This window comes from Streptomyces sp. NBC_01669 (genome assembly GCF_026339735.1).
GTDB classification, from domain to species: domain Bacteria; phylum Actinomycetota; class Actinomycetes; order Streptomycetales; family Streptomycetaceae; genus Streptomyces; species Streptomyces yanii.
In genome coordinates, this window is sequence record NZ_JAPEQG010000001.1 from 1,554,600 (window position 1) to 1,579,618 (window position 25,019).

General features: G+C 69.8%; 15 protein-coding genes, 1 pseudogene and 1 riboswitch. Of the genes and pseudogenes, 8 read left to right on the plus strand and 8 right to left on the minus strand.

The genetic code is table 11. The features are described from left to right. Positions 1–55 precede the first annotated feature (55 nt). Complete coding sequence (gene yicI, locus OG972_RS06980) at positions 56–2,332, minus strand: alpha-xylosidase (RefSeq protein ID WP_266979278.1); 2,277 nt, start codon at positions 2,330–2,332, stop codon at positions 56–58. A 61-nt stretch (positions 2,333–2,393) separates the two neighbouring features. After that, a complete protein-coding gene (locus OG972_RS06985) occupies positions 2,394–5,270 on the minus strand; it encodes a glycoside hydrolase family 3 C-terminal domain-containing protein (RefSeq protein ID WP_266979280.1) in 2,877 nt (958 codons plus the stop codon). A 502-nt stretch (positions 5,271–5,772) separates the two neighbouring features. Between OG972_RS06985 and OG972_RS06990 the strand changes: the two genes are divergently transcribed. From OG972_RS06990 to OG972_RS07020, 7 genes and pseudogenes are all read left to right on the plus strand, one after another. Then, a complete protein-coding gene (locus OG972_RS06990) occupies positions 5,773–7,443 on the plus strand; it encodes an extracellular solute-binding protein (RefSeq protein ID WP_266979282.1) in 1,671 nt (556 codons plus the stop codon). A 106-nt stretch (positions 7,444–7,549) separates the two neighbouring features. Next, positions 7,550–8,623 (plus strand): sugar ABC transporter permease, encoded by a 1,074-nt coding sequence (locus tag OG972_RS06995; RefSeq protein WP_266979284.1) that lies wholly within the window; start codon positions 7,550–7,552, stop codon positions 8,621–8,623. Beyond that, the gene (locus tag OG972_RS07000; RefSeq protein ID WP_266979286.1) at positions 8,620–9,603 is read left to right on the plus strand and encodes a carbohydrate ABC transporter permease; all 984 of its coding nucleotides are present in this window, start codon (positions 8,620–8,622) and stop codon (positions 9,601–9,603) included. The genes OG972_RS06995 and OG972_RS07000 overlap by 4 nt, the downstream gene beginning before the upstream one ends. A gap of 74 nt (positions 9,604–9,677) precedes the next feature. After that, positions 9,678–10,298, plus strand: a pseudogene (locus OG972_RS07005) (1,4-beta-glucanase); the annotation flags it as partial. 68 nt (positions 10,299–10,366) lie between these two features. Beyond that, positions 10,367–10,690, plus strand: coding sequence for a hypothetical protein (locus OG972_RS07010; RefSeq protein ID WP_266979288.1), 324 nt, complete (start codon positions 10,367–10,369; stop codon positions 10,688–10,690). Positions 10,691–10,704: 14 nt separating this feature from the next. Further along, positions 10,705–12,681, plus strand: a complete 1,977-nt coding sequence (locus OG972_RS07015) for a beta-galactosidase (RefSeq protein ID WP_266990312.1) — start codon at positions 10,705–10,707, stop codon at positions 12,679–12,681. Then, positions 12,678–14,960: a glycoside hydrolase N-terminal domain-containing protein gene (locus OG972_RS07020; RefSeq protein ID WP_266979290.1), complete on the plus strand. Its 2,283-nt coding sequence runs from the start codon at positions 12,678–12,680 to the stop codon at positions 14,958–14,960. The genes OG972_RS07015 and OG972_RS07020 overlap by 4 nt, the downstream gene beginning before the upstream one ends. A gap of 93 nt (positions 14,961–15,053) precedes the next feature. Here the strand turns inward: OG972_RS07020 and OG972_RS07025 are convergent, their stop codons facing one another. The 3 genes from OG972_RS07025 to OG972_RS07040 all read right to left on the minus strand — a co-directional run bounded on the left by OG972_RS07025 (position 15,054) and on the right by OG972_RS07040 (position 19,936). After that, positions 15,054–16,064, minus strand: coding sequence for a LacI family DNA-binding transcriptional regulator (locus tag OG972_RS07025; protein ID WP_266979292.1), 1,011 nt, complete (start codon positions 16,062–16,064; stop codon positions 15,054–15,056). Between the two features lie 809 nt (positions 16,065–16,873). Beyond that, the gene (locus OG972_RS07035; protein ID WP_266979294.1) at positions 16,874–19,120 is read right to left on the minus strand and encodes a M4 family metallopeptidase; all 2,247 of its coding nucleotides are present in this window, start codon (positions 19,118–19,120) and stop codon (positions 16,874–16,876) included. A gap of 549 nt (positions 19,121–19,669) precedes the next feature. Further along, the gene (locus OG972_RS07040; protein ID WP_266979296.1) at positions 19,670–19,936 is read right to left on the minus strand and encodes a hypothetical protein; all 267 of its coding nucleotides are present in this window, start codon (positions 19,934–19,936) and stop codon (positions 19,670–19,672) included. Between the two features lie 285 nt (positions 19,937–20,221). Between OG972_RS07040 and OG972_RS07045 the strand changes: the two genes are divergently transcribed. Then, entirely contained in the window at positions 20,222–21,322 is a 1,101-nt protein-coding gene (locus tag OG972_RS07045; RefSeq protein WP_266979298.1) for a LuxR C-terminal-related transcriptional regulator, read from the plus strand. A 234-nt stretch (positions 21,323–21,556) separates the two neighbouring features. On the opposite strand, the gene OG972_RS07050 is transcribed toward OG972_RS07045, so the two are convergent. From OG972_RS07050 to OG972_RS07060, 3 genes are all read right to left on the minus strand, one after another. Continuing rightward, a complete protein-coding gene (locus OG972_RS07050; RefSeq protein WP_266979300.1) occupies positions 21,557–21,964 on the minus strand; it encodes a hypothetical protein in 408 nt (135 codons plus the stop codon). Positions 21,965–22,016: 52 nt separating this feature from the next. Then, a riboswitch (SAM riboswitch) is annotated at positions 22,017–22,126 on the minus strand. 135 nt (positions 22,127–22,261) lie between these two features. Beyond that, a complete protein-coding gene (locus tag OG972_RS07055; RefSeq protein ID WP_266990314.1) occupies positions 22,262–23,449 on the minus strand; it encodes a cytochrome P450 in 1,188 nt (395 codons plus the stop codon). Between the two features lie 62 nt (positions 23,450–23,511). Then, a complete protein-coding gene (locus OG972_RS07060) occupies positions 23,512–24,816 on the minus strand; it encodes a cytochrome P450 (RefSeq protein WP_266979302.1) in 1,305 nt (434 codons plus the stop codon). Between the last annotated feature and the right edge of the window lie 203 nt (positions 24,817–25,019).

The window sequence follows — 25,019 nt, forward strand, 5'->3', positions numbered from 1 at the left end:
AAGGCTCGCCGGCAGCCCGGTGCCCCGGGCTGTCGGCGAGCCTCTGCCAAGGGGGTCAGCCCGTCACGGTCACGGTCCCCGTCCCCTCCCCCGTCGCCCCGCTCTCCTCCACGATCACGCGGTACGGCCGGTCCGTTCCGTCGGCCGTGACCCGCAGCGTGTCCGCGTCCCGTGTGACGTGGAAGGTCGCCGCCGGGACGCCTGCCAGGTCCGGCACCGTGACCGGCGTGCCGGTCGTCGCCGACGCCGGGCCGAACACGCGCAGCGTCAGTCCGTCCAGCCAGTCGCCGTCCGGGCGCTGGTCGTCCGCACCCCACGGGAGCACGGCACCGGGGCGGACCAGGATCGGCAGGCTGTCGAAGCCGTGTGTCTCGTGGCGCCAGACCGGCCCGGTGACCGTTTCGCCGGTCAGCAGGTGGGTCCAGGTGCCTTCGGGGACGTAGTACTCGACCTGGCCGTCCTCCGTGAAGACCGGGGCCACCAGCAGGTCCGGGCCGAGCATGTACTGGCGGTCCAGCATCCGGGTCGTGGGGTCGCCGGGGAATTCCAGCAACATCGGACGCATCACCGGGATGCCGGTGCGGTGGGCCTCGGCCGCGACCCCGTACAGGTACGGCATGAGGCGGTGCTTGAGGAGGGTGAACTTCCGGGCCACGTCCACGGCCTCGTCGCCGAACGCCCACGGCACCCGGTACGACACATTGCCGTGCAGGCGGCTGTGCGAGGAGAGCAGTCCGAAGGCGAGCCAGCGTTTGAAGACCGCCGGGTCGGGGGTGCCTTCGAAGCCGCCGATGTCGTGGCTCCAGAAGCCGAACCCGGACAGGGACAGGGAGAGGCCGCCGCGGAGCGACTCGGCCATCGCGGTGAACGAGGCGAAGCAGTCGCCGCCCCAGTGGACCGGGAACTGCTGGCCGCCCGCCGTCGCCGAGCGGGCGAAGAGCACCGCTTCGCCGTGCCCGCGCTCCTTCTCCAGGAGTTCGAAGACGGTGCGGTTGTAGATCTGCGCGTAGTAGTTGTGCATCCGCTCAGGGTCGGAACCGTCGTGCCAGACCACGTCCGTCGGCACCCGCTCGCCGAAGTCCGTCTTGAAGCAGTCGACGCCCTGGTCCAGGAGGACACGCAGTTTGGCGTTGTACCACTCCCGGGCGGCCGGATTGGTGAAGTCGACGAGGGCCATGCCGGGCTGCCACAGATCCCACTGCCAGACGTCGCCGTTCGGCCGTCGCACCAGATATCCGTGCTGGGCGCCCTCCGCGAACAGCGCCGACTTCTGAGCGATGTACGGATTGATCCACATGCTGATGCGCAGGCCGCGTTCCTTGAGCCTGGCCAGCATGCCCTCCGGGTCGGGGAAGACATCCGGGTCCCACTGGAAGTCCGACCACTGGTACTCGCGCATCCAGAAGCAGTCGAAGTGGAAGACCGACAGCGGAATGTCGCGCTCGGCCATTCCGTCGACGAACGAGGTGACGGTCTCCTCGTCGTACGAGGTGCAGAACGAAGTGGTCAGCCAGAGGCCGAACGACCAGGCCGGGGGCAGCGCGGGCCGGCCGGTCAGTGCGGTGTAGCGGGCAAGGATGTCCTTCGGGGTCGGGCCGGCGACGACGTAGTACTCCAGCGACTGGTCCTCGACGCTGAACTGCACCTGGCCGACCGACTCCGAGCCGATCTCGAACGACACCTTGCCGGGGTGGTTGACGAAGACGCCGTAGCCGCGCGAGGAGAGGTAGAACGGGATGTTCTTGTACGCCTGCTCGCTGCTGGTGCCGCCGTCCGCCTGCCAGATGTCGACGGTCTGGCCGTTCTTGACGTACGGGGTGAAGCGTTCGCCGAGCCCGTAGACGTTCTCGCCGACGTCCAGGGCGAGTTGGGCGATCATGTGGTGTGCTCCGTCGGGAGTGGTGGCGAAGGCGGTGCCCTTGGCGTCGACCGCGGTGAGGCGGCGGCCCCCGGAGTCGAGGAAGGTCATGCCCCACGGTCCGTCGCCGTCCATGCGCAGGGTCAGCGGGCCGCTGGTCAGTTCGGTGACGGCGCCGTCCCGGCGGGTGCGGGCGGCGGCGGTCGCGGGGTCGAGTCCGGGGAACTCGAAGTCCGGCCCGTGGTTGACCTTGCCTGCGTGATGAGTGGTGCGTACTCCGATGATCCCTTCCGCCGGGGAGAAGCAGTCGACGGTGATCAGCGGGGTGTTGAGGGTGTCGCCGCGCTGGGCGACGTGCTTGACCGCCGCGTAGGCGGTGAACCGGTCTGCGGTGACGCGCAGATCGCGGATCTCGGTCGCGTAACAGGCGCGGACGCCCTCACGCATGAGCCAGAAGCCGTCGGTGAACTTCATGAGGACTCCTTGCCGGGGGCAACTGGACGGGAAGAGGCGGGGGTTCGGCGGGCGGGCGAGGTCACTCGGTGGCTCCGGTGAAGGTGAGCCCGGCAAGGCGCACGGTGCCGCGCAGGGTGACGCGCACGTCCTGGACACCGGAGGCCGTCAGCGGCGCCTCACGGGCGCGGTAGTCGTACGGTCCGTCGGTGGCGGGGATGTCGATGTCCGTGGTGCGGCCGTCGACCGTGATCTCCACGGCACCCTCCCCCGCCGCGGACACGGCGACGATGCGGATTCCGGCCGCGAAGTCGCAGCGACGGTAGAGGAGTTCGTTCCCGGGCGCGGTGGCGGTGACGGCGTCGCCGTCCGTCTTCGTACGGTCGACGATCTCGGTGGCGAGCTGCTCGTCGTAGTCGGCGGCTTCGAGACCCCGGTGCAGGACGGGGCGCGGGCCGGACGGTTCGCCGCCGACCGTGACGGTGGCGGTGAGCCTGATGTCCGTGCTGGAGGCTCCGGCCTGGACCTCGTACGTGCCGGGTTCGACGGTCCAGCGGCCGTGCGCCACATCCCAGTGGCCGAGCTCGGTCACCGCAACCGTGAAGTCCACGCGCTGCCCCGCGCCCGGCGCCAGGTGCAGGCGGCGGTGTCCGACGAGCTGCCGCAGCGGCCGGACGACGGACGGTGCCACGGCCCGTACGTAGAGCTGGGCGACCTCGTCGGCGGCGACGGTGCCCGTGTTGGTGACGGTCAGCGACACCCGCAGCAGGTCGCCGTCGAGCTCCGCCGTCGCACCGGAATAGGCGAACGCGGCGTACGACAGCCCGTGGCCGAACGGGAAGAGAGGCGTCCCCTCGTAGTACAGGTACGTCTGCCGGGAGCCGATGATGTCGTAGTCCAGCAGGCCGGGCAGTTCGGCGTCGGAGGTGTACCAGGTCTGCGGCAGCCGGCCGGCCGGGGAGACGTCGCCGGACAGGATCCGGGCGAGCGCGGTCCCGGCGGCCTGCCCGCCGTGGGCCGTCCAGAGCAGAGCGGGAAGTACGGCCGCGGCGTCGGTGAGTGCGTACGGGTAGGCGGAGGTGACCGCCAGGACCGTGCGCGGGTTCGCGGCGTGCGCGGCGCGCCACAGGCGCTCCTGCTGGGCGGGCAGGTCGAGGGTGGTGCGGTCCTCGGTCTCGCGGCCGTTGATGTGGGCGTCGTTGCCGACGACGACGATCACGGTGTCGGCGGCGGCTGCCGCGCGGGCCACGGTGTCCTCGCCGCGCTCGGTCACCTCGATCTCAAAGACGGTGGCGACCCCCGCCGCGGTACCGTCGGAAATTTTCTCGTCCGCGTCGGCAACCTTTACGCCGTCGGCGGCGACAGAGACATACCTACCCGTTCCGATGTGCAGAAGGCGGTGACCTCCGACGTGCCCTTCCACCTCTTCCCGGCGGAATGTCTCCTGGACGATCCAGCCGCCCGGCTCATCCGCGGACGCGCGTACGTAACCGTCCTCGGCGACCGACAGATAGCGGCCCGCGGGGTCCCGCAGGGTGATCACGCCGTTGCCCCAGTCGACGAGCGCCAGCTCGGACGGGGTGTCGCCGCAGGTCAGCGGGGGCAGGTCGGTGCGGCCTGCCAGGAGTGCCGGGTCGAGGGCGCCCTCCGCGCCCCGGTCGGCGCTGTCGCCGTCGTCGGTCTCGGGGATCTGCAGCCAGCCCGCCGCGCACTTCAGGCGGACCAGGTCGGCGCCCTCCGCGAAGGTGACCCGGTCCGCGCCGAACCGGGCCCGGATCCCGTCGAGCGGGGTGGAGCGGTGGATCAGTGTGCCGCTGTACCAGTCGAGCTTGCAGGCGTCCGCGAGCAGGCCGACGACGGCGACCGTTCCCCTCTCCTCAGGGTCGAGCGGCAGCAGCCCGTCGTTCTTCAGCAGGACGACAGCCTGTTCGGCGGCCTCCTGGGCGAGCGCCCGGTGCTCGACCGTGTCGAAGGCGGTGGTGTCCGCGTACGGGTCGAGCCCGGGGTCGAACTCCCCCAGCGAGAAGCGCAGCTCCAGGAGCCGGCGGACCGCGGTGTCGATGTCGTGCTCGTCGAGGAGCCCCTGCTCCAGCGCACCGCGGATGCGGCCGGTCATGACGGCGGATTCCTGGCCGTGGTCGGTGAAGCTGTCGACCCCGGCCTTCAGCGCGGCGGCCGTGGCCTCTTCGTGGGTGTCGAAGTAGTGCTCGGAGTCGACCAGGTTGGACGGTGCACCGGCGTCGGAGCAGACCACCAGGGACTGCTCGGTCCAGCTCCGCAGCTGCTGGGACAGGAGCGGCGAGACATGGTTGGGCCGCCCGTTGACCAGGTTGTACGCGGGCATGACCCCGGCCACCGCGCCCGCCCGCACGGCGTCGCGGAACGCCCGGAGGTCGTACTCGTGCAGGACCCGGGGGCGGACCGACGAGGAGGAGATGTCACGGTCGGTCTCGTTGTTGTGCGCGAGCCAGTGCTTGAGGACGGGGGCGGTCCGCCAGTAGTGCGGGTGGTCGCCGCGCAGTCCCCGGGTGTACGCGACGGCGATGGCGGAGGTCAGCGCCGTGTCCTCCGCATATCCCTCCTCGCCGCGCCCCCAGAGGGGGTGGCGCAGCAGATTCACTGTCGGGGCCCAGACGTTGAGGCCGACCCGGTCGTCCTTGGCGCGCTTGGCGCGGGCCTCGTTGCCGACGGCCTCGCCGACCCGGCGCACCAGCTCGTCGTTCCAGGTGGCACCCAGCCCGACGGCCTGGGGGAAGACGGTCGCGGGCCCCATCCAGGCGACGCCGTGCAGAGCCTCCTGGCCGGTGCGGAAGGCGCCGAGCCCGAGCCGGTCCACCGCGGGCGCGAACTGGTGCAGCATCGCGATCCGCTCGTCGAGGGCGAGCCGCCGAAGCAGATCGTCGATGCGCTGGGCGAAGGGCAGCTGCGGGTCGCGGAAGGGCTGCGGTTGTTCCGTCACGTGCGGGTCCCCTTGGAAAGGTGGGAGGTCTTTCGATGTCCGTGCCAGGAAAGAGGTGGCCGGGCTCCGAGGGATCTGTCCAGACATCGGAAGATCTTTCGAAGCGCTTCGATGCTCCGTTCTCAACCCCACAGGTGTCAAGGGTGCACCTCCGCCAGTTGTCCGCAACCGAGCCCCGTGGCGCCGGGAAACGGTTCGGAAACAGGTCGGAGGAATCTGGAAACCGACTCTTGTGCGGCCGGAGCGCTTCACTTAACCTCACTGCAACATCGAAGCGCTTCGACAGAGTGTCGACAGAGCCTCGATGGGGTGCCTGTCACCTTTGATCTCCCCGGATGGTGACATGCTCTGCCACCTCCTTGTTGAACCGCTTCACCTGGGCAGGTTCAGCCGGTTCCGCCGGTCCTCCCGGCCCAGCCAGTAACGCCTCACCTCAGACACAGGAGCCGAACGGCGGTCGCCCGCCGCGTGTCGTCCTGGTGCGCCTCGAAGGGTTGACGCAATGACGCCGAATTCCTCCCCCGCCTCCACCGCCCCGAGCCGGCGAAGCTTCCTCGCCTCCAGCGCCGTCGCCGCGGTCGCCGTGGCCGGCGGGGTACCGTTGCTCGCCGCGTGCGGCGGCGGCTCCGGTTCCGGGAGCAAGGACGGTACGACGACGGGCAAGGCACTCAAGAAGGTCCTGCCGGACTACATCCCGTCGAACCTGGTCCAGCCCGACGTGGCGAGCGTCAACGGTTCGAGCCCCGGCTTCACCAAGCTGCCCGACCCGCTGGTCGCATCGGTGAAGTCCGTGCCGGGCAAGGGTTCCGCGTTCCGGATCATGACCCCGCTGTGGGGCACCGTCCCGAAGAAGAACAACCCGTACTACACGGCCGTGAACAAGGCCGTCGGCGCGACGCTGAACTTCGACCCGCAGGACGGCAACACGTACCAGGACAAGATCGGCGCCGTGCTCGCCGGTTCGGACATCCCGGACGTCGTGACCATCCCCGGCTGGAACATGCAGGGCCAGATCCGCAACGCGATCGTCGCCAAGTTCGCCGACCTGAGCCCGTACCTGGCCGGTGACGCGATCAAGAAGTACCCGAACCTGGCGAACATCCCGACCGGCGCCTGGCAGTACTCCGTCTTCGGCGGCAAGCTCCGCGGTCTGCCCATGCCGTCCCCGATCCTCGGCAACGCGATCTTCTACCGCAAGGATCTGGTCGGCTCCGGAGCCGTGCCGGCGAGCGCCGACGATCTGCTGGCCTTCGGCAAGGAGTACACGGACGCGAAGAAGAAGGTCTGGGCCTTCGACGACCTGTGGACCTGCATCCAGAAGATCTTCGGGCTGCTGCCCGACGCCCCGCACTACTGGAAGTTGGAGAACGGCAAGCTCGTCCACAAGATCGAGACGCAGGAGTACCGGGAGGCGCTCGCCTTCGCCCGCAAGCTCCACGAGGGCGGTTACGTCCACCCCGACGCCGAGGCGGGGAAGGACGCCGACTCCAAGATCCGCTTCACCGGCGGACGCGTCCTGATGTACAACGACGGCACCGGCGGCTGGAAGGGCATGGTCACCGAGCAGGCCACCGCCAACCCGAAGTTCGACATGCAGGCGCTGGACTTCTTCAACCACGACGGCGGAAAGCCGGTCCTGTGGCAGGACGACCCGGCAGGCATCTTCACCTTCCTCAGCAAGAAGCTGCCGAAGGCGAAGATCGAGGAGATCCTCGCCGTCGCCGACTTCGCCGCGGCGCCGTACGGCACCAAGGAGTTCATGCTCACCAACTACGGCGTGCAGGACACCCACTACACGATCAAGGACGGGGTGCCGACCTTCACGCCACAGGGCATCCAGGAGGCCCAGCCCTCCACCTTCATGTTCCTCGCGTCGCCCCCGCACACCGTCGCGTTCCCGGACGAGCCGCAGTTGGTGAAGGACTACGCCGGCTGGATGGCCCGACAGGCCCCGAACGTCAAGAAGCCGCTCTTCTTCGGTATGCAGATCGTCGAACCGCAGCGGTACGCCTCCCTCTACACGCCCTTCGACGACCTGCAGAAGGACATCCGGCGCGGCCGCAAGAAGGTCAGTGACGTCGACGCCGCGGTGACGACGTGGAAGAACAGCGGCGGCGACAAGCTGCGCGACTGGTACCAGGACATTCTCGACAAGAACGGCTCCGGCAACTGACCCGTACGGCGGACACGGACCCGTACGTACGTAAGGCAGCGAGACGGCCGCCGGGCGCAGGGACGCCCGGCGGCCAGGGCGGAGAGCACGACATGGGGAGCACACGGTGAATCCACGGGCCACGGTTGCGACCGAGACGGACCGCGCGGCCGACCGGCCGACGGACCCGATCGGCGACAGCGGGGACAGCACCAGCAGGGACAGCAGAACGAGTAACGGCGGCAGGAAAAGCAAACGCCCGGCGAAGACCCCACCGGCGGCCGGCGGCATCACTTGGCGCCTGCGCCTGCGCCGGGACCGCACGCTCGTCCTGATGACACTGCCCGCCATCGCACTGCTGCTGATCTTCAACTACATCCCGCTGCTCGGGAACATCGTGGCCTTCCAGGACTACGACGTGTACGACCTGGGCATCACCGGCAGCCCCTTCGTCGGCTTCGACAACTTCGCCCGGATCTTCGAGGACTACCGCTTCTGGCAAGTCCTCATCAACACACTGGTCATCTTCCTGACCCAGCTGATCCTCTTCTTCCCCATCCCGATCGCCATCGCCCTGCTGCTCAACACGATCATGAGTGCGCGGGTGCGGGCCTGGGTGCAGGCCGTCGTCTATCTGCCGCACTTCTTCTCCTGGGTGCTCGTCGTCACCGTCTTCCAGCAGATGTTCGGCGGGGCCGGCCTGGTCGCGCAGTGGCTGCGGGAACACGGTCATGAGGGCTTCGATCTGATGACCAATGCGAGCTTCTTCAAGTTCCTGGTCACCGCCCAGGCCGTGTGGAAGGACGCCGGGTGGGGCGTGATCGTCTTCCTCGCCGCACTCGCCGCCGTCAACACCGATCTGTACGAGGCGGCGGCCGTCGACGGTGCGGGGCGCTGGCGCCGCATGTGGCATGTCACGCTGCCCGCGCTGCGCCCGGTCATCGCGCTGCTGCTCGTCCTGCGGGTCGGCAGTGCGCTCAATCTCGACTTCGAGCAGATCCTGCTCCAGCGCGACCAGGTCGGGCCTGGCGCCTCCGAAATCCTCGACACCTACATCTGGTGGACGGGCATCAAGACCGGCGACTTCGGCTACGCGGCCGCCGCCGGAATCTTCAAGGGACTGTTCAGCGTCGCCATGGTGCTGGGTGCCAACAAGGTCGCCCACATGCTGGGCGAGCAGGGGGTGTACTCCAAGAAATGACGACTCTCCTGGAAACGGACAAGGACAGGAACCGGACGGAGCAGGCCTCCGTGGGGCCCGTGGAGTCTCCGCTCCAGCGCGCGCTGCGGATCGAGCCCCGCCCCGTGTGGGAGGAGGAGCCCACCAGGACCGGTCTCGCCTTCAAGGGCTTCGGTCTCGTCGCGATCTGCGCGATCGTGCTCGTGCCTCTGTGGGTGGTGATCGTCACCAGCCTCTCCGACACCAAGACGATCAACGACGCGGGTGGTCTGGTCGTCTGGCCCAAGGCCATCACCTTCGTCGCGTACAAGGAACTGCTCAGCGGCGGTGCCGTCACCCGCGCCGCCCTGGTGAGCGTCGGCCTGACCCTCGTCGGCACGGCGTTCAGCATGGTGATCTCGGTGCTGTGCGCGTACGGACTGAGCCGACGGGACTCCTTCGCGCACGGCAAACTGCTGATGACGCTGATGGCGACGATGTTCTTCGGCGCCGGACTCATCCCGACCTATCTGCTGGTCACCGGCATCGGCCTGAGCAACAGCTACTGGTCGATGATCCTGCCCAGCGCGATCAGCGTCTTCAACATCCTGGTGCTGCGCGGCTTCTTCATGGACACCGCGCCCGAACTGATCGACGCGGCCCGGATCGACGGCGCCGGCGAGTGGCGGATCCTGCTGCAGATCATCATGCCGCTGTCCCGTGCGGTCATCGCGGTGATCTCGCTCTTCTACGCGGTCGGCTACTGGAGCCAGTGGTTCAACGCGATGCTGTACATCCAGGACAGCGAGAAGTATCCGCTGCAGATGATCCTGCGCCAGCTCGTCCTGCAGCACCAGGTTCCGCCGGGCGCCATGGGCGCGGCTGTCAGCAGCGGTCAGATCAACAGTCTCGCCGTGCAGATGGCGGTCATGGTGCTGGCGCTGATCCCGGTCGCGGTGCTGTCGCCGTTCGTCCAGAAGCACTTCCAGAAGGGCATGCTCACGGGCGCCGTGAAGGGCTGACCCGCAGCGCACGCCCTCTTCTCACCGCGCCCCCTCTCTCCCGCTCTCCTTTCCTCCACCGGAAGGTGTTCGCCATGCGCGCTTCGTCCGCGCCCACGCCCCGTCGTCGCACCGTACTGGCGGGAGCAGCTGTCGCGGCTGCGGCCGTTGCCCTGCCGGTCGCGGACCCCGCCGCCGCCCATGCCGCCGGCCGACGCAGGCCGCAGGGGACTCGGGGCGCCGAGCCCCACCGGTGGCGCACGGCGGCGATCGGCGGCACGGGATTTGTCACCGGGCTGCTGTTCCACCCGGCCGTCAAGGGCCTGGCGTACGCCCGTACCGACATCGGTGGGGCGTACCGGTGGGACGACAGGCAGGCCCGCTGGACCGCGCTCACCGACCAGCTGGGCTGGGACGACTGGAATCTGCTGGGTGTCGAGGCCCTGGCCGTCGACCCGGCCCACCCGGACCGGCTGTATCTCGCGCTCGGTGCGTACGCCCAGTCGTGGGCCGGACCGGGTGCGGTACTCCGGTCCGAGGACCGGGGGGCGACCTGGGCGCGGGCGGATCTGACGGTGCGGCTCGGGGCGAACGAGGACGGCCGGGGCGCCGGAGAGCGGCTGCGCGTCGACCCGCGCGACAGCGAGCACCTCTGGCTCGGCACCCGCCACGACGGACTGCTGCACTCCACGGACAGCGGTGCGACCTTCACGCGGGGCGCGACCGGGCTCCCGTCCGGGGATGTGCAGTTCACGACGGGCTGTTCCGGTCGGTGGACGGCGGCATGACGTTCACTGCGGTGGCGGGCTGCCAGGCTTCGCACGCGCTGGGCTTCGGTGCTGCCGCGCCGGTCAGGGGCGGCGCGTCCGGGCGTCGCCCGGTCCACGCCGGCTACCCGGCGATCTTCCAGACCGGACGGGTCGCTGCCACGTTCGACGGGGTGGCGGTGCTGCGTTCGGACGACGCGGGCACCACCTGGGTCCGGATCAACGACGACAGCCACCAGTGGGGCTGGACCGGCGAAGCGATCACCGGCGACCCCCGCGTCCACGGCCGTGTCTACCTGGGCACCAACGGCCGCGGCATCCAGTACGCAGACCCTGAATGAGGAACGAGAACTCCATGCCGTCCCTGCGCGACGCAGCCCGTGGCCGCATTCTCTTCGGCGGCGACTACAACCCCGAACAGTGGCCCGAGGAGGTGTGGGAGGACGACGCACGGCTGATGAAGGAGGCCGGGGTCAACACCGTCACCCTCGGGGTGTTCTCCTGGGCGCGGATCGAACCCCGCCCGGGTGTACGCGAGTTCGGGTGGCTCGACCGCCTGATGGATCTCATGCACGCCCATGGCATCGGCGTCGTGCTCGCCACACCGACCGCGTCCCCGCCGCCGTGGATGGGGGTGAAGCACCCGGAGACACTGCCGCGCGCCGAGGACGGTTCGGTCGTCTGGTACGGATCGCGGCAGCACTTCTGCGCGAGTTCGCCGGTCTACCGCCGTTACGCGGCGTCCGTCACCGAGGACCTGGCGGCGCGGTACGCCGACCACCCGGCGCTCACCGTGTGGCACATCAACAACGAGTACTGCACGTACTGCTGGTGCGACGAGACGGCCGCACACTTCCGCTGGTGGCTGCGGAACCGCTACGGCACCGTCGAGGCGCTCAACGAGGCGTGGGGAACGGCGTTCTGGAGTCAGCGCTACGACACCTGGACGGAGATCCTGCCGCCGCGCAAGGCGCAATACATGAAGAACCCCACGCAGGTTCTGGACTTCAAGCGGTTCACGTCCGACGCCCTGAGGGAGTGCTACGCGGCCGAGCGGGACATCGTCGCCCGGCACACCCCGCACATCCCGGTGACCACCAACTTCATGCCGCTGTGGTCGGGCCAGGACGCCTGGGCGTGGTCGGCGCAGGAGGACATCGTCTCCGTCGACATCTACCCCGACCCGAAGGACCCGCAGGGCGGTCAGTACAACGCGATGCTCGCCGACATGACGCGCTCGCAGGCCGCCGGGCCGTGGATGCTCATGGAACAGGCCGCGGGAGCGGTGAACTGGCGCGGCGTCAACCATCCCAAGCCGGCCGGCCTGAACCGGCTCTGGTCACTGCAGTCCGTGGCGCGCGGCGCCGATGCCGTCTGCTACTTCCAGTGGCGGCAGTCCCGGCAGGGCTCGGAGAAGTTCCACTCCGGGATGCTCACGCATGCGGGTGAGCACGGTCGTACCTTCCGGGAGATCAAGCAGCTCGGCGCCGAACTCGCCACGATCGGCGCGGCGGTGAGCGGCACGGACGTGCCCGGCGAAGTGGCGATCCTGCACGACTGGGACTCCTGGTGGGCGAGCGGGCAGGAGGGGCGGCCCTCCGCGCTCCTCGACTACACGGACCTGGTGCAGAGCTGGCACCGCGCCCTGTGGGAGACCGGAACCGCCACCGAATTCGCCCGCCCGGACGCCGACTTGAGCCGGTTCCGGATGGTGGCCGTGCCGCAGCTGTATCTGCTGTCGGACACCGCGATCGACAACCTCGTCGGCTATGTGCGCGGCGGCGGGACGCTGGTCTGCGGCTTCTTCAGCGGGGTCGCGGACGTGGACGACCGGATCAGACCGGGCGGCATGGACGAGCGGCTGCGCGAGCTGTTCGGCATCCGTACGCTCCACGAGTGGTGGCCGCTCGACGCGGACACGACGGTGGAGTGCGACGGCTTCCGGGCAGGTGTCTGGTCGGAGGAGCTGGAGGCGGAGCCGGGTACGGAGATCATCTCCGCGTACCGCGGCGGCGAGCTGGACGGGCTGCCCGCGGTCCTGCGCAGGGACCGCGCGTACTACGTGTCGACGCTGCCCGAACCGGAGGCGCTGCGCGCCCTGCTCGGCCGGGTGGCGGCAGAGACGGGGGCCGGGCCCGTGCTGGCCGGGCTGCCGAAGGGTGTGGAGGCGGTCCGCCGCGGCGAGCTGCTGTTCCTGCTGCACCACGGGCGGGGCAGTGTCACCGTGCCGGTCCCCGGCCCACACGTGGATCTGCTGACCGGGGCGGACGTCGACGGCCTTGTGGAGCTGGGCCGTTACGGCGTGGCCGTGCTGCGAGGCATCACACCATGAGCGACGGTAGGGAGGCAGGCGCCCGGAAGTGCGACGGTACGTGGGAACCGTGTCCCGCGGCCCGCTGGGAGGACGCCTTCCTGAGCGGAAACGGCCGGCACGGCGCCATGGTGTACGGGGACCCTGATGATGACCGGGTCATCGTCAACCACCACACCCTGGTCCGCCCCAACGGCAGGGAACACGCCCGCCCGCCCCGGCTCGCCGACCGGCTGGAACGCCTCCAGGACGCGCTCCTGGCCGGGGACGTCACCGCGGCCGAGCAGTTCGGAGCGGGCCACCCGTTGCTGTGGGTGCAGCCGTTCCACCCGGCGTTCCAGACCCGGGTACGTCGCGCTCCCGCCCCGGTCTCCGGCTCCATCGGGACGGCCGGCTACCGCCGCGCCGTCGACTTCACCACCGGGGAGATCCGCGCCTCGCAGGAGGACTGGCGGAGCCGTGTCTTCGTCTCGCGGGCCGACGACGTCATCGTCCAGTACATCACCGGGTTCGGGCTCGTCGTGGACCTGACCCTGGACCACGCACTGCCCGGTGCGCCGCCGCGCCTCGCCATCGGCCGCAGTACCGTACTGACTCCTGACGGCGCCCAGTTGGCGCTGCGTGCGGGCTACCCGGACGGCGATCTCGCGTTCACCGGCGTCACCGTGGCCCGGGCGGACGGCGGCACCGTGACGGTGTCGGGCGAGGGCATCCGCGTCGAGGGCGCGCGAAGTCTGCTCCTACTGACCCGGGTGCGGCGCCACGCAGGCAGCCTGGACCTCGCCGAGGAGTGGGCGGCGCTGCCGTACGCCGACTATGCGACGCTGCTCGCCCGGCACCGGCCGCTGCACCGCACCGCCTACGAGCGCGCCGCCCTCACCCTCCACGCCGACTCCGGCGAACGCGGTTTGCCGGGGAGCGAGCTGATACGCCGCCCCGACAGTCCCGCGCTCCTGGAGCGCCTCTTCGCGGCGGGCCGCTACCACCTGCTCTCCGCCTCCGGAGCACTTCCGCCCCGGCTGACGGGCCTGTGGACGGGCGACTGGAACACGGCCTGGTCCGGTGCGTTCACCACCAACGCCAATCTCAATCTCCAGATCGCCTCGGCCGCCGCGGCGGGGCTGCCGGAGGTGTCGGAAGCCCATGCCGGTCTGGTCCGCGGCCAGCTCGCCGACTGGCGGGACAACGCCCGCGCGATCTTCGGCACCCGGGGGATCGTCGCCCCGACCCACACGGACGGCGAGTCCGGCCACAACTACCACTTCCAGCGCGCCTATCCGCATCATCTGTGGACTGCGGGAGCGGACTGGCTGCTGCAACCGCTCCTGGAACATGCCGAGACCACCGGCGTCACGGACCCGTGGCTGACCGGAGCACTCACCGAAGCGGCCCAGTTCTACGAGGACTTCCTCACCCGCCACGCCCCTGACGGCACCCTCACCATCGTCCCCTCGTACTCACCGGAGAACCGACCGGCCAACGCGAGCTGGGGAACGGTCAACGCCACCATGGACATCGCGGCGGCCCACCACGCCCTGACCGCCGCCGCCGACCGCTCCCCGGGCCACCCGGCCGCCGCCCGCTGGCGCGTCCTCGCCGACCGTCTCCCCCGGTTCCGCGTCAATGAGGACGGGGCGCTCGCCGAATGGGCGTGGCCGGGCCTGCGGGAGACGTACGACCACCGTCACCTCAGCCATCTCTACCCGGTGTGGCCGCTGGCCGCGATCAACCCGTACGACACGCCGGAGCTCGCGGACGCCGCACACCGCGCACTGGAACTGCGCGGTGCGGAGAACGACTCCGCCCACGGCCATCTGCACCACGCGCTGATCGCTGCGCGGCTGCGGGACGGTGTGCGGGTCCTGGACGCGCTGAATGCCGTGCTGGAGGGCGACTTCTTCCACCACTCGCTGATGAGCTCGCACTATCCGTCCCGCAATGTCTACAACGCGGACTCCGCTCATGCACTGCCCGCGGTGGTCATCGAGATGCTCGTCCAGTCCACGTCGGACCGGCTGATCCTGCTGCCCGCGCTTCCCGACACGTATCCCGCCGGCGAACTGTGCGGTGTACGAACCCGGTTCGGCGCCCGCATGGACCTGTCCTGGACCGACGACGGTCACGCCACGGCCGTCCTGCGCCCCACCCGTGACACCCGTGTCGATGTGCGTACGGGCGAGGGGCGCACCCTCACCGATGGCGCGACACCCGACCCCACCGAGACCTCCGCCGGAACTCCCGTGACCCTGCTGGACCTGACGGCCGGCGTGGACCGCGTCCTCACTCTGAGGCCGCGGTAGCCCACGGCGACGTCGGCGCGTTCGGCACCTCGCAGGGAACGCTAAGGAGTCGGCCCCCGCGGGGGGCCGGCTCGTCCGACTCGTGCGCGCAGCTCAGCCGAGTGGCGCTGGACCGCTGCTCGCTCGCACCGTCAACTCCGGTGCCAGCAACTCGACTTCGTCCGTCCCACGCCCGCCGAGCTTCGCCACGACCTGCTCGACGGCGCGCCGCCCCATCTCCTGCGCCGGTATGGCGACCGAGGTGAGACGCACCGAGGCCTGGGAGGCCACCTGCTCCGGGCAGATCGCGACCACCGACACGTCCTCGGGCACCGCCCGTCCCTGCTGCCGCAACAGATTGAGCAGCGGCTCGACGGCCGCCTCGTTCTGCACGATGAACCCGCTGGTGCCGGGCCGTTCGTCGGAGATCCGGGCCAGGGTCTGGGCCATCGCCGCGTACCCGCCCTCGCAGGACCGGTGCAGCACCCGCACCCCTGCCTCCTGCGCCTTCGCCCGCACGCCGTCCACCGTCCGCTCGGCGAACCCGGTGTGCCGCTCGTACACCGCCGCCGCCTCGCCGATCACAGCGATCTCGCGGTGTCCGAGCCCGGCGAGGTGTTCCACGCAGAGTGCTCCGGTCGCCTCGAAGTCGAGGTCCACACAGGTCAGTCCGTCGGTGTCGGCGGGCAGGCCGATCAGCACGGCGGCCCGGTCGGTCTCGCGCAGCAGCGGCAGCCGCTCGTCCTGCAGTTCCACGTCCATCAGGATCATGGCGTCGGCGAGCGAGCTGCCCGCGATCCGCCGCACCGCCGTCGGACCTTCCTCCCCGGTGAGGAGCAGGACATCGTATCCGTGGGTGCGGGCGGTGGTGGCGACGGCGATGGCGATCTCCATCATCACGGGCACATACATGTCGGTGCGCAGCGGCACCATGAGCGCGATGATGTTGGACCGGCTGCTCGCGAGGGCGCGGGCCCCGGCGTTGGGGTGGTACCCGAGCTGCTGAATACTTCGCTCCACCCGCTCCCGGGTGGACATGGAGATGGACCGCTTCCCACTGAGGACATAGCTCACCGTGCTCGCGGACACTCCGGCGTGCTGGGCGACCTCGGCAAGGGTGACCATTCAGCTCTCCATCACAGGACGACAGTGGATCGAGGGGCACGGACAAGAGATCGACAGCGGATCAAGAGCAAAGGGCGAAGCGCTTCGACTGCACCCCTTCCCGGCTGTGACATGCACAGCAGTGCGAGAGTAGCTCCGCTCGCAGAGCGTGTCCAGAGGCGGTGTCGAAGCGCTTCGACACGGTTGTACCGGACGAGTGCCGGGGCGGGGCGGCCCACCCCCACGATAGGCCGCCCGCGGCCGCGAGCACACGGGTCGGCGCAGCGCGGACACCCCTTTCAGGAGGCCGACGGCGTCCAGCTGCCCAGCCAGTCTGCGATCTCCTGCCCCGTGGCCTGGTCGTCCGTGAGCTGCGGCCGGTCGCTGCTCGCGGATCCGGCACCCGGTCCGCTGTGCGGGTACCCGGCGAAGCGGTCGTCCTTCCTGTCATGGCCTGAACCGTCCCGTGCGGGTGGGGAGTGGCGCTCAGGCAGTAGTTGCCGCCGGGCTGCGAAATGGTTGCCGTGCTTCCGGAAGTCTGCACAGGTGCTGATTCACGTCATGCCCGGCGCCGGTCGAATCGCCGGTCGCGCGGAGTGAGCGCCGCGCGCGGACCGGTCACCCAGAGCGGCACATAGAGGGCGCCGGCCGTCCTGGGGTGAGTACGCCGGCACCAGGAGGAGAGCCACGCCATCGACACCGGGGACCAACGCGCTCGGGAAGCCCATCACCCCAGCCTCGCCGACCGGCCGCCGGCAGGGAGAAATACGTACCGCCGCGCCCGGTTGACCGGGCGCGGCGGGTGTGGGCGGTGTGGTGGAGAAGAAAGGTCAGAAGGTGAGGCTCCAGCTGTCGAGGTAGCCGGGGTCGACGGTGAAGATGCCGGGGGTGTCGTCCTGGACCCGCAGCTTCCAGGTGCCGTTGGCGGGAACCGCCGACGCGTCGACCGTGTAGGTGGTGTGCAGCTCGCCCTCGCCGGTGTCCCAGTACCAGTCCTTGACCGGGATCTCCGTGCCGTTCTCGCTGACCAGGCTGATCACCTGACCGCCGACCCACGGGTGGTAGAGGTCGACCGTGACCTTGAGGTCACTGGAGGCGTTGCCCTTGCGGCCGCTGACGATGAGCGGTGACTCGATGGACTTCCAGTTGGGGATGTCGAAACGGGCGGGGTTGACGAAGAAGTCACCGCCGGAGTCCAGGACGGTCCACACGAACCGCACCGTGCGCTTGACCGTCGGGGAGTTCTTGATGGTGACGGCCGCCGCGAAGTCTCCGGCCTTCCTCGGAGTGCCGGTGATCAGGCCCGTTTCGGCGTTGATGGAAAGGCCCTTGGGCAGCCCGTCCGCGGAGTACGTCAGGGGGCCCGGCCGAGAGCTCGTCGCCTCGATCTGACGGCTGGTCGGCTGGCCGACGGCCGACTTCCGCGTGGAGGGGGCGATCACGGCGATGTGGTTCACATAGCGGGCGCCGACGTTGACGGCCGCCCAGGCGTTACCGACGGCCTCGTAGGCGTCGCTGGTCTGGCCGAACAGGTCGGCGGCCGCCTGGAGGGTGGCGGCGCGGGCGCCCGCGTAGTCGGTGCTGCTGGTCATGTAGAGCGTCAGCGCCCGGTACCAGACGGCTGTCGCGTCGCTCTGTCCGAGACCGACGACCGGCAGGCCGTCGTACGTGGGGCTGTCGTAGGCGACGCCGTTGATGGTCTTCTTCCCGCTGCCCTCGGAGAGCAGGTAGAAGAAGTGGTTGGCCACGCCGGAGCTGAGGTGCGGGTCGAGCTTCCTGGTCTCGGGGGTCCAGTAGTCCTGCGAGGTGCCCTTGACGGAGGCGTCCTTGGAGGGCTGGTCCATGTAGCGCAACGGCTTGCCGGTGCCGCGGACGTCGGCGAGCTCGCCGATCATGTAGTCGGGCACGTCGGCGGGGTTGTCGGCGAAGAACTCCACAGAGGTGCCCATGATGTCGCTGGTGGCCTCGTTCAGGCCGCCGGACTCACCGGAGTAGGTCAGGTTCGCGGTGGCGTAGGTGACGCCATGCGTCATCTCGTGGGCGGCGATGTCGAGTTCGGTGAGCGGCTTGGCGTTGTTCAGGCCGTCGCCGTAGGTCATGCAGAAACAGCCGTCGTTCCAGAAGGCGTTGGCGTATGCGTCGCCGTAGTGGACCCGGGAGGCGGCCCCGACACCGTTGTCGGCGATGCCGTTGCGGCCGAAGCGGTCGTGGTAGAAGTCCCAGGTCTGCCGCTGGCCGTAGGCGGCGTCCACGGCCGCGGTCTGGCGGTCGGCCGTCGTTCCGTCGCCCCAGACATCGTTGTCGTCGGTGACGAGAACGCCGTTGCCGCCGACGCCGGTCAGGTCGTACGTCTTGTGGCCGCCGCGCTCGGGGTCGGTCAGCTCGTAGAGGCTGCCGTTGTGCACGGTGCCGACCTCCACCTGGCCGCTGTACTGGCTGTGGCCCGTGCCGGTGCGGATCTGCTCGACACTCTGGAGCTGCTTGCCGGTCGTGGCGTCGGTCACCACGCTCAGACTGCTCGGGGTGCCGTCCTCCTGGACGCCGCTGACGACGGACTGCCAGGCGAGCGTGGGCTTCCCGTCCCCGAGCCAGACGACCAGCTTCGGTGAGCCGTCCGGGGCCGCGTCCTCGGTCTTCTTGGTCTTCGCGGCGGCCAGGGCGGACTTCCTCGCCGTCGCAGCCGTGACGGCGGCCTCGGTCGTCGGCACCGACACCTTCGCGTCCGAGGCCTTGGTGACGGTACGGGCCGCGCCCTGCTCGTGGACCACCAGGTCGCCGCCGATGACGGGCAGGCCGGCGTAGGTGCGCTCGTAGCGGGTGTGCACGGTGCCGTCGGCGTCCTTGACGACATCCTTGGGTATCAACTCCTCCCGATCGCCCAGCTTCAGGGAACGGGCGGTGGTGGCACGAGCGTCGGTCGCAGCCTCGAGCAGCTTCCTGCGCTGCGCGGGGGAGAGCGCGACGGACCTGGCACCGGGTCGGGGCTCCGCCGTTATCTGCCGTAGTGCTTGGTCCGTGCCGACCGGGGCGGAGACGGTGCCCGAGGCGGGGAGGGCCGAAACGATGAGCGCGGCCAAAGCGACGGCCGCGGTTGCCGCGACGCGCCCATATGTGGAGGTTCCACGAAGGGAGGGATGGGGTTCATGAGGCGACGTGGCCCTGTTGTTAAGGAAGTTGTTCGGCACTGCTGTATCTCCTTCTGTCCGGACGTGTGGTGACGGCCGGCGGGGGTGGGGAACCGGAGGCTGGGAGTGCCTCCGACGTGACGGTGTGCGATGCGACGCGGGTGTAGGTCGTCGCGCTCGCACCGGCGGTGGTCGGGACGGACTGTGTCACCGCCCTCTGCTAGGGCAGCGAAAGATGGGGCCGCGGCCGGCCATCGGCTGAAGCGGCTCGGGCTGCCCCAGGACATCGCCGGCGCTGTCGGCCTTCCTGCTGTCGGACAAGGCGGTGTGCGAGCGCTTGGCCATGCGGCAAAGACATGGACCTTTGTGGCGCCGCGGCACCAACTCACCTGTTCCGACGAAAGGTCGGACGATCGAAGTCGGGGGCGGCCACCGGCGGGGGTCCGGCGGCCGCCGTAGGTGGTGCGGCTCAGCCGCAGTTCCCAGCGGGGCGGGACCGTGTCACCAGATCGGTGTCGCTGGTCGCGCCGTCGATCCGAACGACCCGTCGGCTGGTGTCCGCGGAGGCGTACGGAGGACCGGAAGACCGGCGTTGACGTCGGCATGTGTCCCGGTGATCGTGCCGGGCACCACCTCGGCGACGGGCGTCGCGTCGGGTGTGGCCGCCCGGGCCGGTGTCACCGCCGCAAGCAGGGCGGCGGCGCCGAGCGGGGCGACGAGCCCGGAGTTCCGCCTGCCGCGCAGCGGTGCGGGGTTGAGCTGTGGCATGAATGTCTCCCACGTGCCGACATGTCTCGACTGGGCCCTGAATATCCGAACAGGTTTCGACGCATCGCCGCGTCGGCGGCTTGTGATCACCCTGTCCGGCGCGCGATCCGCCGGACAAGGAGGTCCGGAGTGCGGGTCCGCGCAACTGCGCAGATGTGAACAGGAACAGACATGAACGGAACGGTTCCGCACCGGTCGTACAGTGATGTAACGCGCGCGTGATCCCTCCGGCCGACTCCGCCGCGTACGATCGGCCTCGCCAGCACGCCGAAAGGGGGGACAGCTGTGGCGGTGTCGTCGGATGTGCCGTGGGCCGGGACCGGTCTGGGCCCCTTGGCCGGCCGGGTACTCGAATGCCTGGTCACGCAGCCGGAGCTGAGCAGCGAGGCGGTTGCCGAAGCGCTCGGGGCCACACCGGCTGCCGCCGAACGCGCCCTGCAGGCACTGGAGAACGAGCACCTGGTCATCCGCGTCGGTGACCGGCCCACGCGCTGGAGCGCGGGCCCGCCCCGCTCCACCCTCGGTTCGCTGCTGGCCCAGAGGCGGCAGGAACTGGCGCGGGCGGAGCTGTACATGGAGCGGTTGCACGAGGCATACCGCTCGGCGTCGCACCGTCGGGTCACCTCCGACCTGTTCGAGGTGGTGGAGAGCGCCGAGCAGGTGGGGGTGCGTTACGCGCAGCTGCTCGCGTCCAGTCGGCACGAGGTGCTCCACCTCGCCAAACCTCCGTACGTCACCCGGTCCGCGGTGCTCGACCGCACCTCGGTGCCGACTGACCTCGCAGCTGTTTCGGACGGGCGGCCGACCCCGGAGGTGCCGGTGCCTGACGGGGTGCGGCTCCGGTCGGTGTACGACACCGACGGGATGACGGACACCGTTTCGCTGCGCACCGCCCTGAGCGGCACAGCCCGGGGCGGGGAGCTACGGCTGCTGGCCGGGCTCCCGATGAAACTGGTGGTGTTCGACATGACGGCCGGCATCATGCCGCTGCGGCAGGAGGACCCGTCCGCGGGTTCGCTCATCGTGCACTCGGCCACGCTTCTCGAAGTGCTCACCGCGCTCTTCGAAAGCGTCTGGGAACGGGCGACCCCGGTGTCGCTGGACAGCGGCCCCGGTCGGCCGCCGATCACTGCGGCGGAACCGGACGGCCGGCCTACGGGGCGGATGCGCGACATCCTCTCCCTGATGTGCGCGGGTCTGACGGACGACGCGATCGCCCGGGTCCTGGGGCTGAGCCGACGGACGATCCAGAAGCACATCAGTGAGACCGCCGAACTCCTCGGCGCGCGGACCCGCTTCCAGATCGCGCTGCTGGCACGCGAACGAGGCTGGCTCGGGGACGCCTCGGGCGTGGCGGCGGCCCCCGCCGAACGAACGGCCGGGTGACCGGCCTGAGGTCCCGGCGTGTGCAGCGCGACACGCCGGGGGCATCCGGACGGCCGGGCCTGGCGCCGGAGCATGAGAGTTCGTCGACGAGGGCCTTGATCAGGGCGAGGCTCGTCGTTGCCATGACCCGCGCTCGCGACGTCCTGCGCCTCGGCAGCATCCGCCCGAAGTCGCAGAGCGAACCGGTGGCCCGGCCCGCGGACCGCCGGGCAATCCGCCGCACGAGGTGCGCGGCTACAAGCCGTACGTGACGCCCCCACGAGGCGGCCGCGAACCAGGCGCATCGGTGGCGCACAGCGCCCCGCTCTCCAAGCCGACGTTCACCAGCCCCACCGCCGCGTCGCCCTGGTGCTCGATGCGCAGGGCATGCCACCGCGGCAGCCAGTACACCCGTCCCCGGTGCTCGGCAAGGAGCTCCTGGAGCGCATGCGGAGCATGCATCCACACATCGGGCAGGTCCTCGGCGTAGTCGAACGCGGGGCGCAGGCCGACCCACCCATCGTCACGGACATCGTCCGAGGTCAGCAGCAGTTCCACGGCCTGGCCCGGCTCCTGGCTGCACTTCTTGGCGTAGATCCAGTGCAGATGATGGCCGGGGCTGTACCGGGAGCATCCGTCGGTACGGAAGGGGTGAGGAAGCATGGTGAGGAATCGCCTTCCCGGGATCGTGGACCCCGGCCGCTCACACCCTGGTGGTCCGCTGTTCCCCGTACGTCGTGCACGGGGCAGGTCGTCACCCGGAGCACCCGCAGCGGAGCGGGGTGCCGTCCAGCCAGCCGGGGCTGCGCACTGGAACTCATGACCTACGAGAAACCCTAACCCACGACCCTCGGTGGTCGACACACAGTCAGATTCCGCACCTGAACACTGAGTTCTGTGCGGGCTGCCCCCGTCACCCCGAGATGCGGGACGACGGCGGGCGGCCCGCGCTCTCCCTGTTCAGCCGTTCAGCAGCACAGGGAAGGACTCCATGTCGTTCTGCGTCATCACCGGCAGCTTGCGGAGTTCCTCGTCCGGCACGGCGAGCCTCAGCCCGGGGAAGCGGCCGAACAACGCGGGCAGGGCGATCCCCGCCTCGACCCGGGAGAGCGCCGCGCCGGGACAGATGTGCGGGCCGTGACCGAAGGTCATGTGGCGGATCGGCGTGGGCCGGGTGATGTCGAAGGCGTCGGCGTCGGGGCCGTGCTGTTCGACGTCGCGGCCGATGACCCGGTAGGAAATGACGACGCCCTCCCCCTTGGCGATCACCTGGTCGCCGACCTGGATGTCCTCCGTCGCGAACCGCATCAGCAGATGGGTGGTGGGGGTGTCCCAGCGCAGCGTCTCCTCGATCACCGTCTCCCACGGGATCTCGCCGTCGAGCACCATGCGCAGCTGGTCGGGGTGGGCGAGCAGGGCCCTTACCGCATTGAGGATCAGCCCGATGGTGGTCTCGTGGCCTGCCGCCACCATGGCCTTCAGGTTGCCGACCACTTCCTCCTCGGTGAGCGGCTCTCCGCCCTCCTCGGCCAGGATGAGCGCACTGGTGAGGTCGTCCGTCGGCTGCGCGGTCTTCCTGCGGACGAGCGCCGCGTAGAAGACGTCCAGCTCGGCAAGCAGGGCAAGCCGCTCCTCGTGCGGGGTGAGCATGGAGAAGAAGGCCTTGTACCTCCTCGTCAGCATGGGGTGTTCGGCTTCGTCCACACCCATCAGCATGCCGACCACCCGCATGGGCAGCGGCTGGGCGAACACGGACTTCAGGTCGACGACACCGTCCTTGCCCTGCTCGGCCAGGGCGTCCAGCAGCTCCTCGGTGAACTTCTCGATGTCCGGGCGGATGGCCTCCAGCCGGCGTGGTGTGATCGCCTGGGAGGTCTTGGTGCGCAGCCGCCGGTGTTCCTCGCCGTCCACGGTGAACATGGACCGTCCCGCATCGATCATGCCGATCAGCGGCCAGGCATGCGTCACCGCACCGCTCTGCCAAAGCCCCCAGGCATCGAGGTCCTTCACCAGGCGTGGGTCGACGAGCAGTTGACGCGCCTCGGCATGCCGGGTGACGGTCCAGGCAGGGACCCCGAGCAGTTCGATCCTGGCGAGCGGCCCGGCGTCCCGCAGGCGCGCCGTCTCCCCGTCCAGGTCCTGGACCATGGGGTCGATGACCACGGTCCCGCCCCCCGTAGTGGGCTCGTGGGATGCGGCGTGAGGACAGTTCAAGAGAAGTCTCCTGTCATGCGTACGGGCGTGAACCGGACGGGCAGCGAGGTCATCCCGCGCAGGAAGGCGGACTGCCGCCGGACGAGCGTCTGCGCGGGCACCGCGAGGTCGAGGTCGGGCAACCGGTCGAGGAGCACTTCGATACCGGTCCGGGCTATGGTCTCGGCGATCTCCTGCGCGGGGAACGGACAGCGGTACTCGCCGTAACTGAACGCCAGGTGGGCGCTGTTGCCGCCCTGGCCGGACATTCCCTCGGTGGCGATGCGCTGCCGTACGTGCGGGTCGGAGTTGGCTGCCCCCAGGCCGAGGAGCAGCATGTCCCCGGCGCGGATGTTCCGGCCGGCGAGCCGGGTGTCGCGGGAGGCCCAGCGGCCGGCGAGGATCTGGGTCGGGCTCTCCTCCCAGAGGACCTCGTTCATCGCCTCGGCCACACTGTGCCGTCCCCCCGAGAGGGAGTCGGCGAACAGGTCGTCGGTGAGCATCAGCCGCAGGGAGTTGCCGATCCAGTCGGCGGTGGTCAGATGTCCGGCGGCGGTGATGGCCATCAGGTCGAGGACGTATTCCTCGTCGGTGAACGGCTCGTCGTACGCCAGCATCCTGGAGGTCACGTCGTCTCCGGGCACGGCACGCTTGGCCGCGACCAGCCGCTGCATGTGCTCCCCGAACCGCACATGTGCACTCTGCGCCTCGGGACCGCCGTCGGCGAGGTCCTTGAGCACCTGTGCGATGTCCGCTCCCTCCGCGTCCGGGAAGCCGACGAGCCTGGCGAGGACCAGGACGGGCAGCGGCTCGGCGAACTCGGCCACCAGATCGGCCGTGCCCCGCGTGCAGACGGCGTCGACGAGCCGGTCGGCCAACTCCTCACAGTGGCGCCGGATTTCGAACGGGTCGGCACCCTCCAGGGCCGGCCCCACCATGTCGGCGTGGCGGCGGTGCTCGGCTCCCGCGGTGAAGTAGATCGACGGCATCGGACGGCCGACCATCGGGAGCAGTGGCCAGTCCTCGGGAATGTTCTCCCACTGGTTCCAGAGTCCGACGTCCCGGGGGAACAACTCGCCGTCGCTGGTGACCTGGTGGAGTTCCCGGTATCCGATGACCAGCCAGGCGGGGAAACCGCCGGGCAGCTCGACGGGCACGACAGGCCCGTGATCACGTCGCATGGTGCGGTAGAGGGCCTGGGGCTCGGTATGGAATTCGGGACCGCTGAGTGGCACCGCGGCCGAGCTGTGCCGCACAGGGCAGCCGCCGCCGGTGGGTGTTTCGGGGTCGGGCACGGGCACGGCGGAAGAGGGGCGCGTCATCGAACTGACTCCTGTGGCGGCGGCTTCGCGTTGCGGACCCACGATCAACGCGGCACCACTATAGGGATGTCGAGTGAAGGTTCAGGCGTCAATCACGACCGATCTCGACACTTTGACGGTCACAAGAGGCAGACAGCGAAGCATGTTTGACCACAAGGGGGGTGAACTCCCCCGACGCACCGCCCTTTCGGCGACACCGACCA

Coding starts and splice junctions, on each gene's coding strand:
- yicI (WP_266979278.1), bottom strand. CDS start 2,332: ATGAAGTTCACCGACGGCTTCTGGCTCATGCGTGAGGGCGTCCGCGCC.
- OG972_RS06990 (WP_266979282.1), top strand. CDS start 5,773: ATGACGCCGAATTCCTCCCCCGCCTCCACCGCCCCGAGCCGGCGAAGC.
- OG972_RS07000 (WP_266979286.1), top strand. CDS start 8,620: ATGACGACTCTCCTGGAAACGGACAAGGACAGGAACCGGACGGAGCAG.
- OG972_RS07010 (WP_266979288.1), top strand. CDS start 10,367: ATGACGTTCACTGCGGTGGCGGGCTGCCAGGCTTCGCACGCGCTGGGC.
- OG972_RS07015 (WP_266990312.1), top strand. CDS start 10,705: ATGCCGTCCCTGCGCGACGCAGCCCGTGGCCGCATTCTCTTCGGCGGC.
- OG972_RS07020 (WP_266979290.1), top strand. CDS start 12,678: ATGAGCGACGGTAGGGAGGCAGGCGCCCGGAAGTGCGACGGTACGTGG.
- OG972_RS07025 (WP_266979292.1), bottom strand. CDS start 16,064: ATGGTCACCCTTGCCGAGGTCGCCCAGCACGCCGGAGTGTCCGCGAGC.
- OG972_RS07040 (WP_266979296.1), bottom strand. CDS start 19,936: ATGCCACAGCTCAACCCCGCACCGCTGCGCGGCAGGCGGAACTCCGGG.
- OG972_RS07050 (WP_266979300.1), bottom strand. CDS start 21,964: ATGCTTCCTCACCCCTTCCGTACCGACGGATGCTCCCGGTACAGCCCC.
- OG972_RS07055 (WP_266990314.1), bottom strand. CDS start 23,449: ATGGTCCAGGACCTGGACGGGGAGACGGCGCGCCTGCGGGACGCCGGG.
- OG972_RS07060 (WP_266979302.1), bottom strand. CDS start 24,816: ATGACGCGCCCCTCTTCCGCCGTGCCCGTGCCCGACCCCGAAACACCC.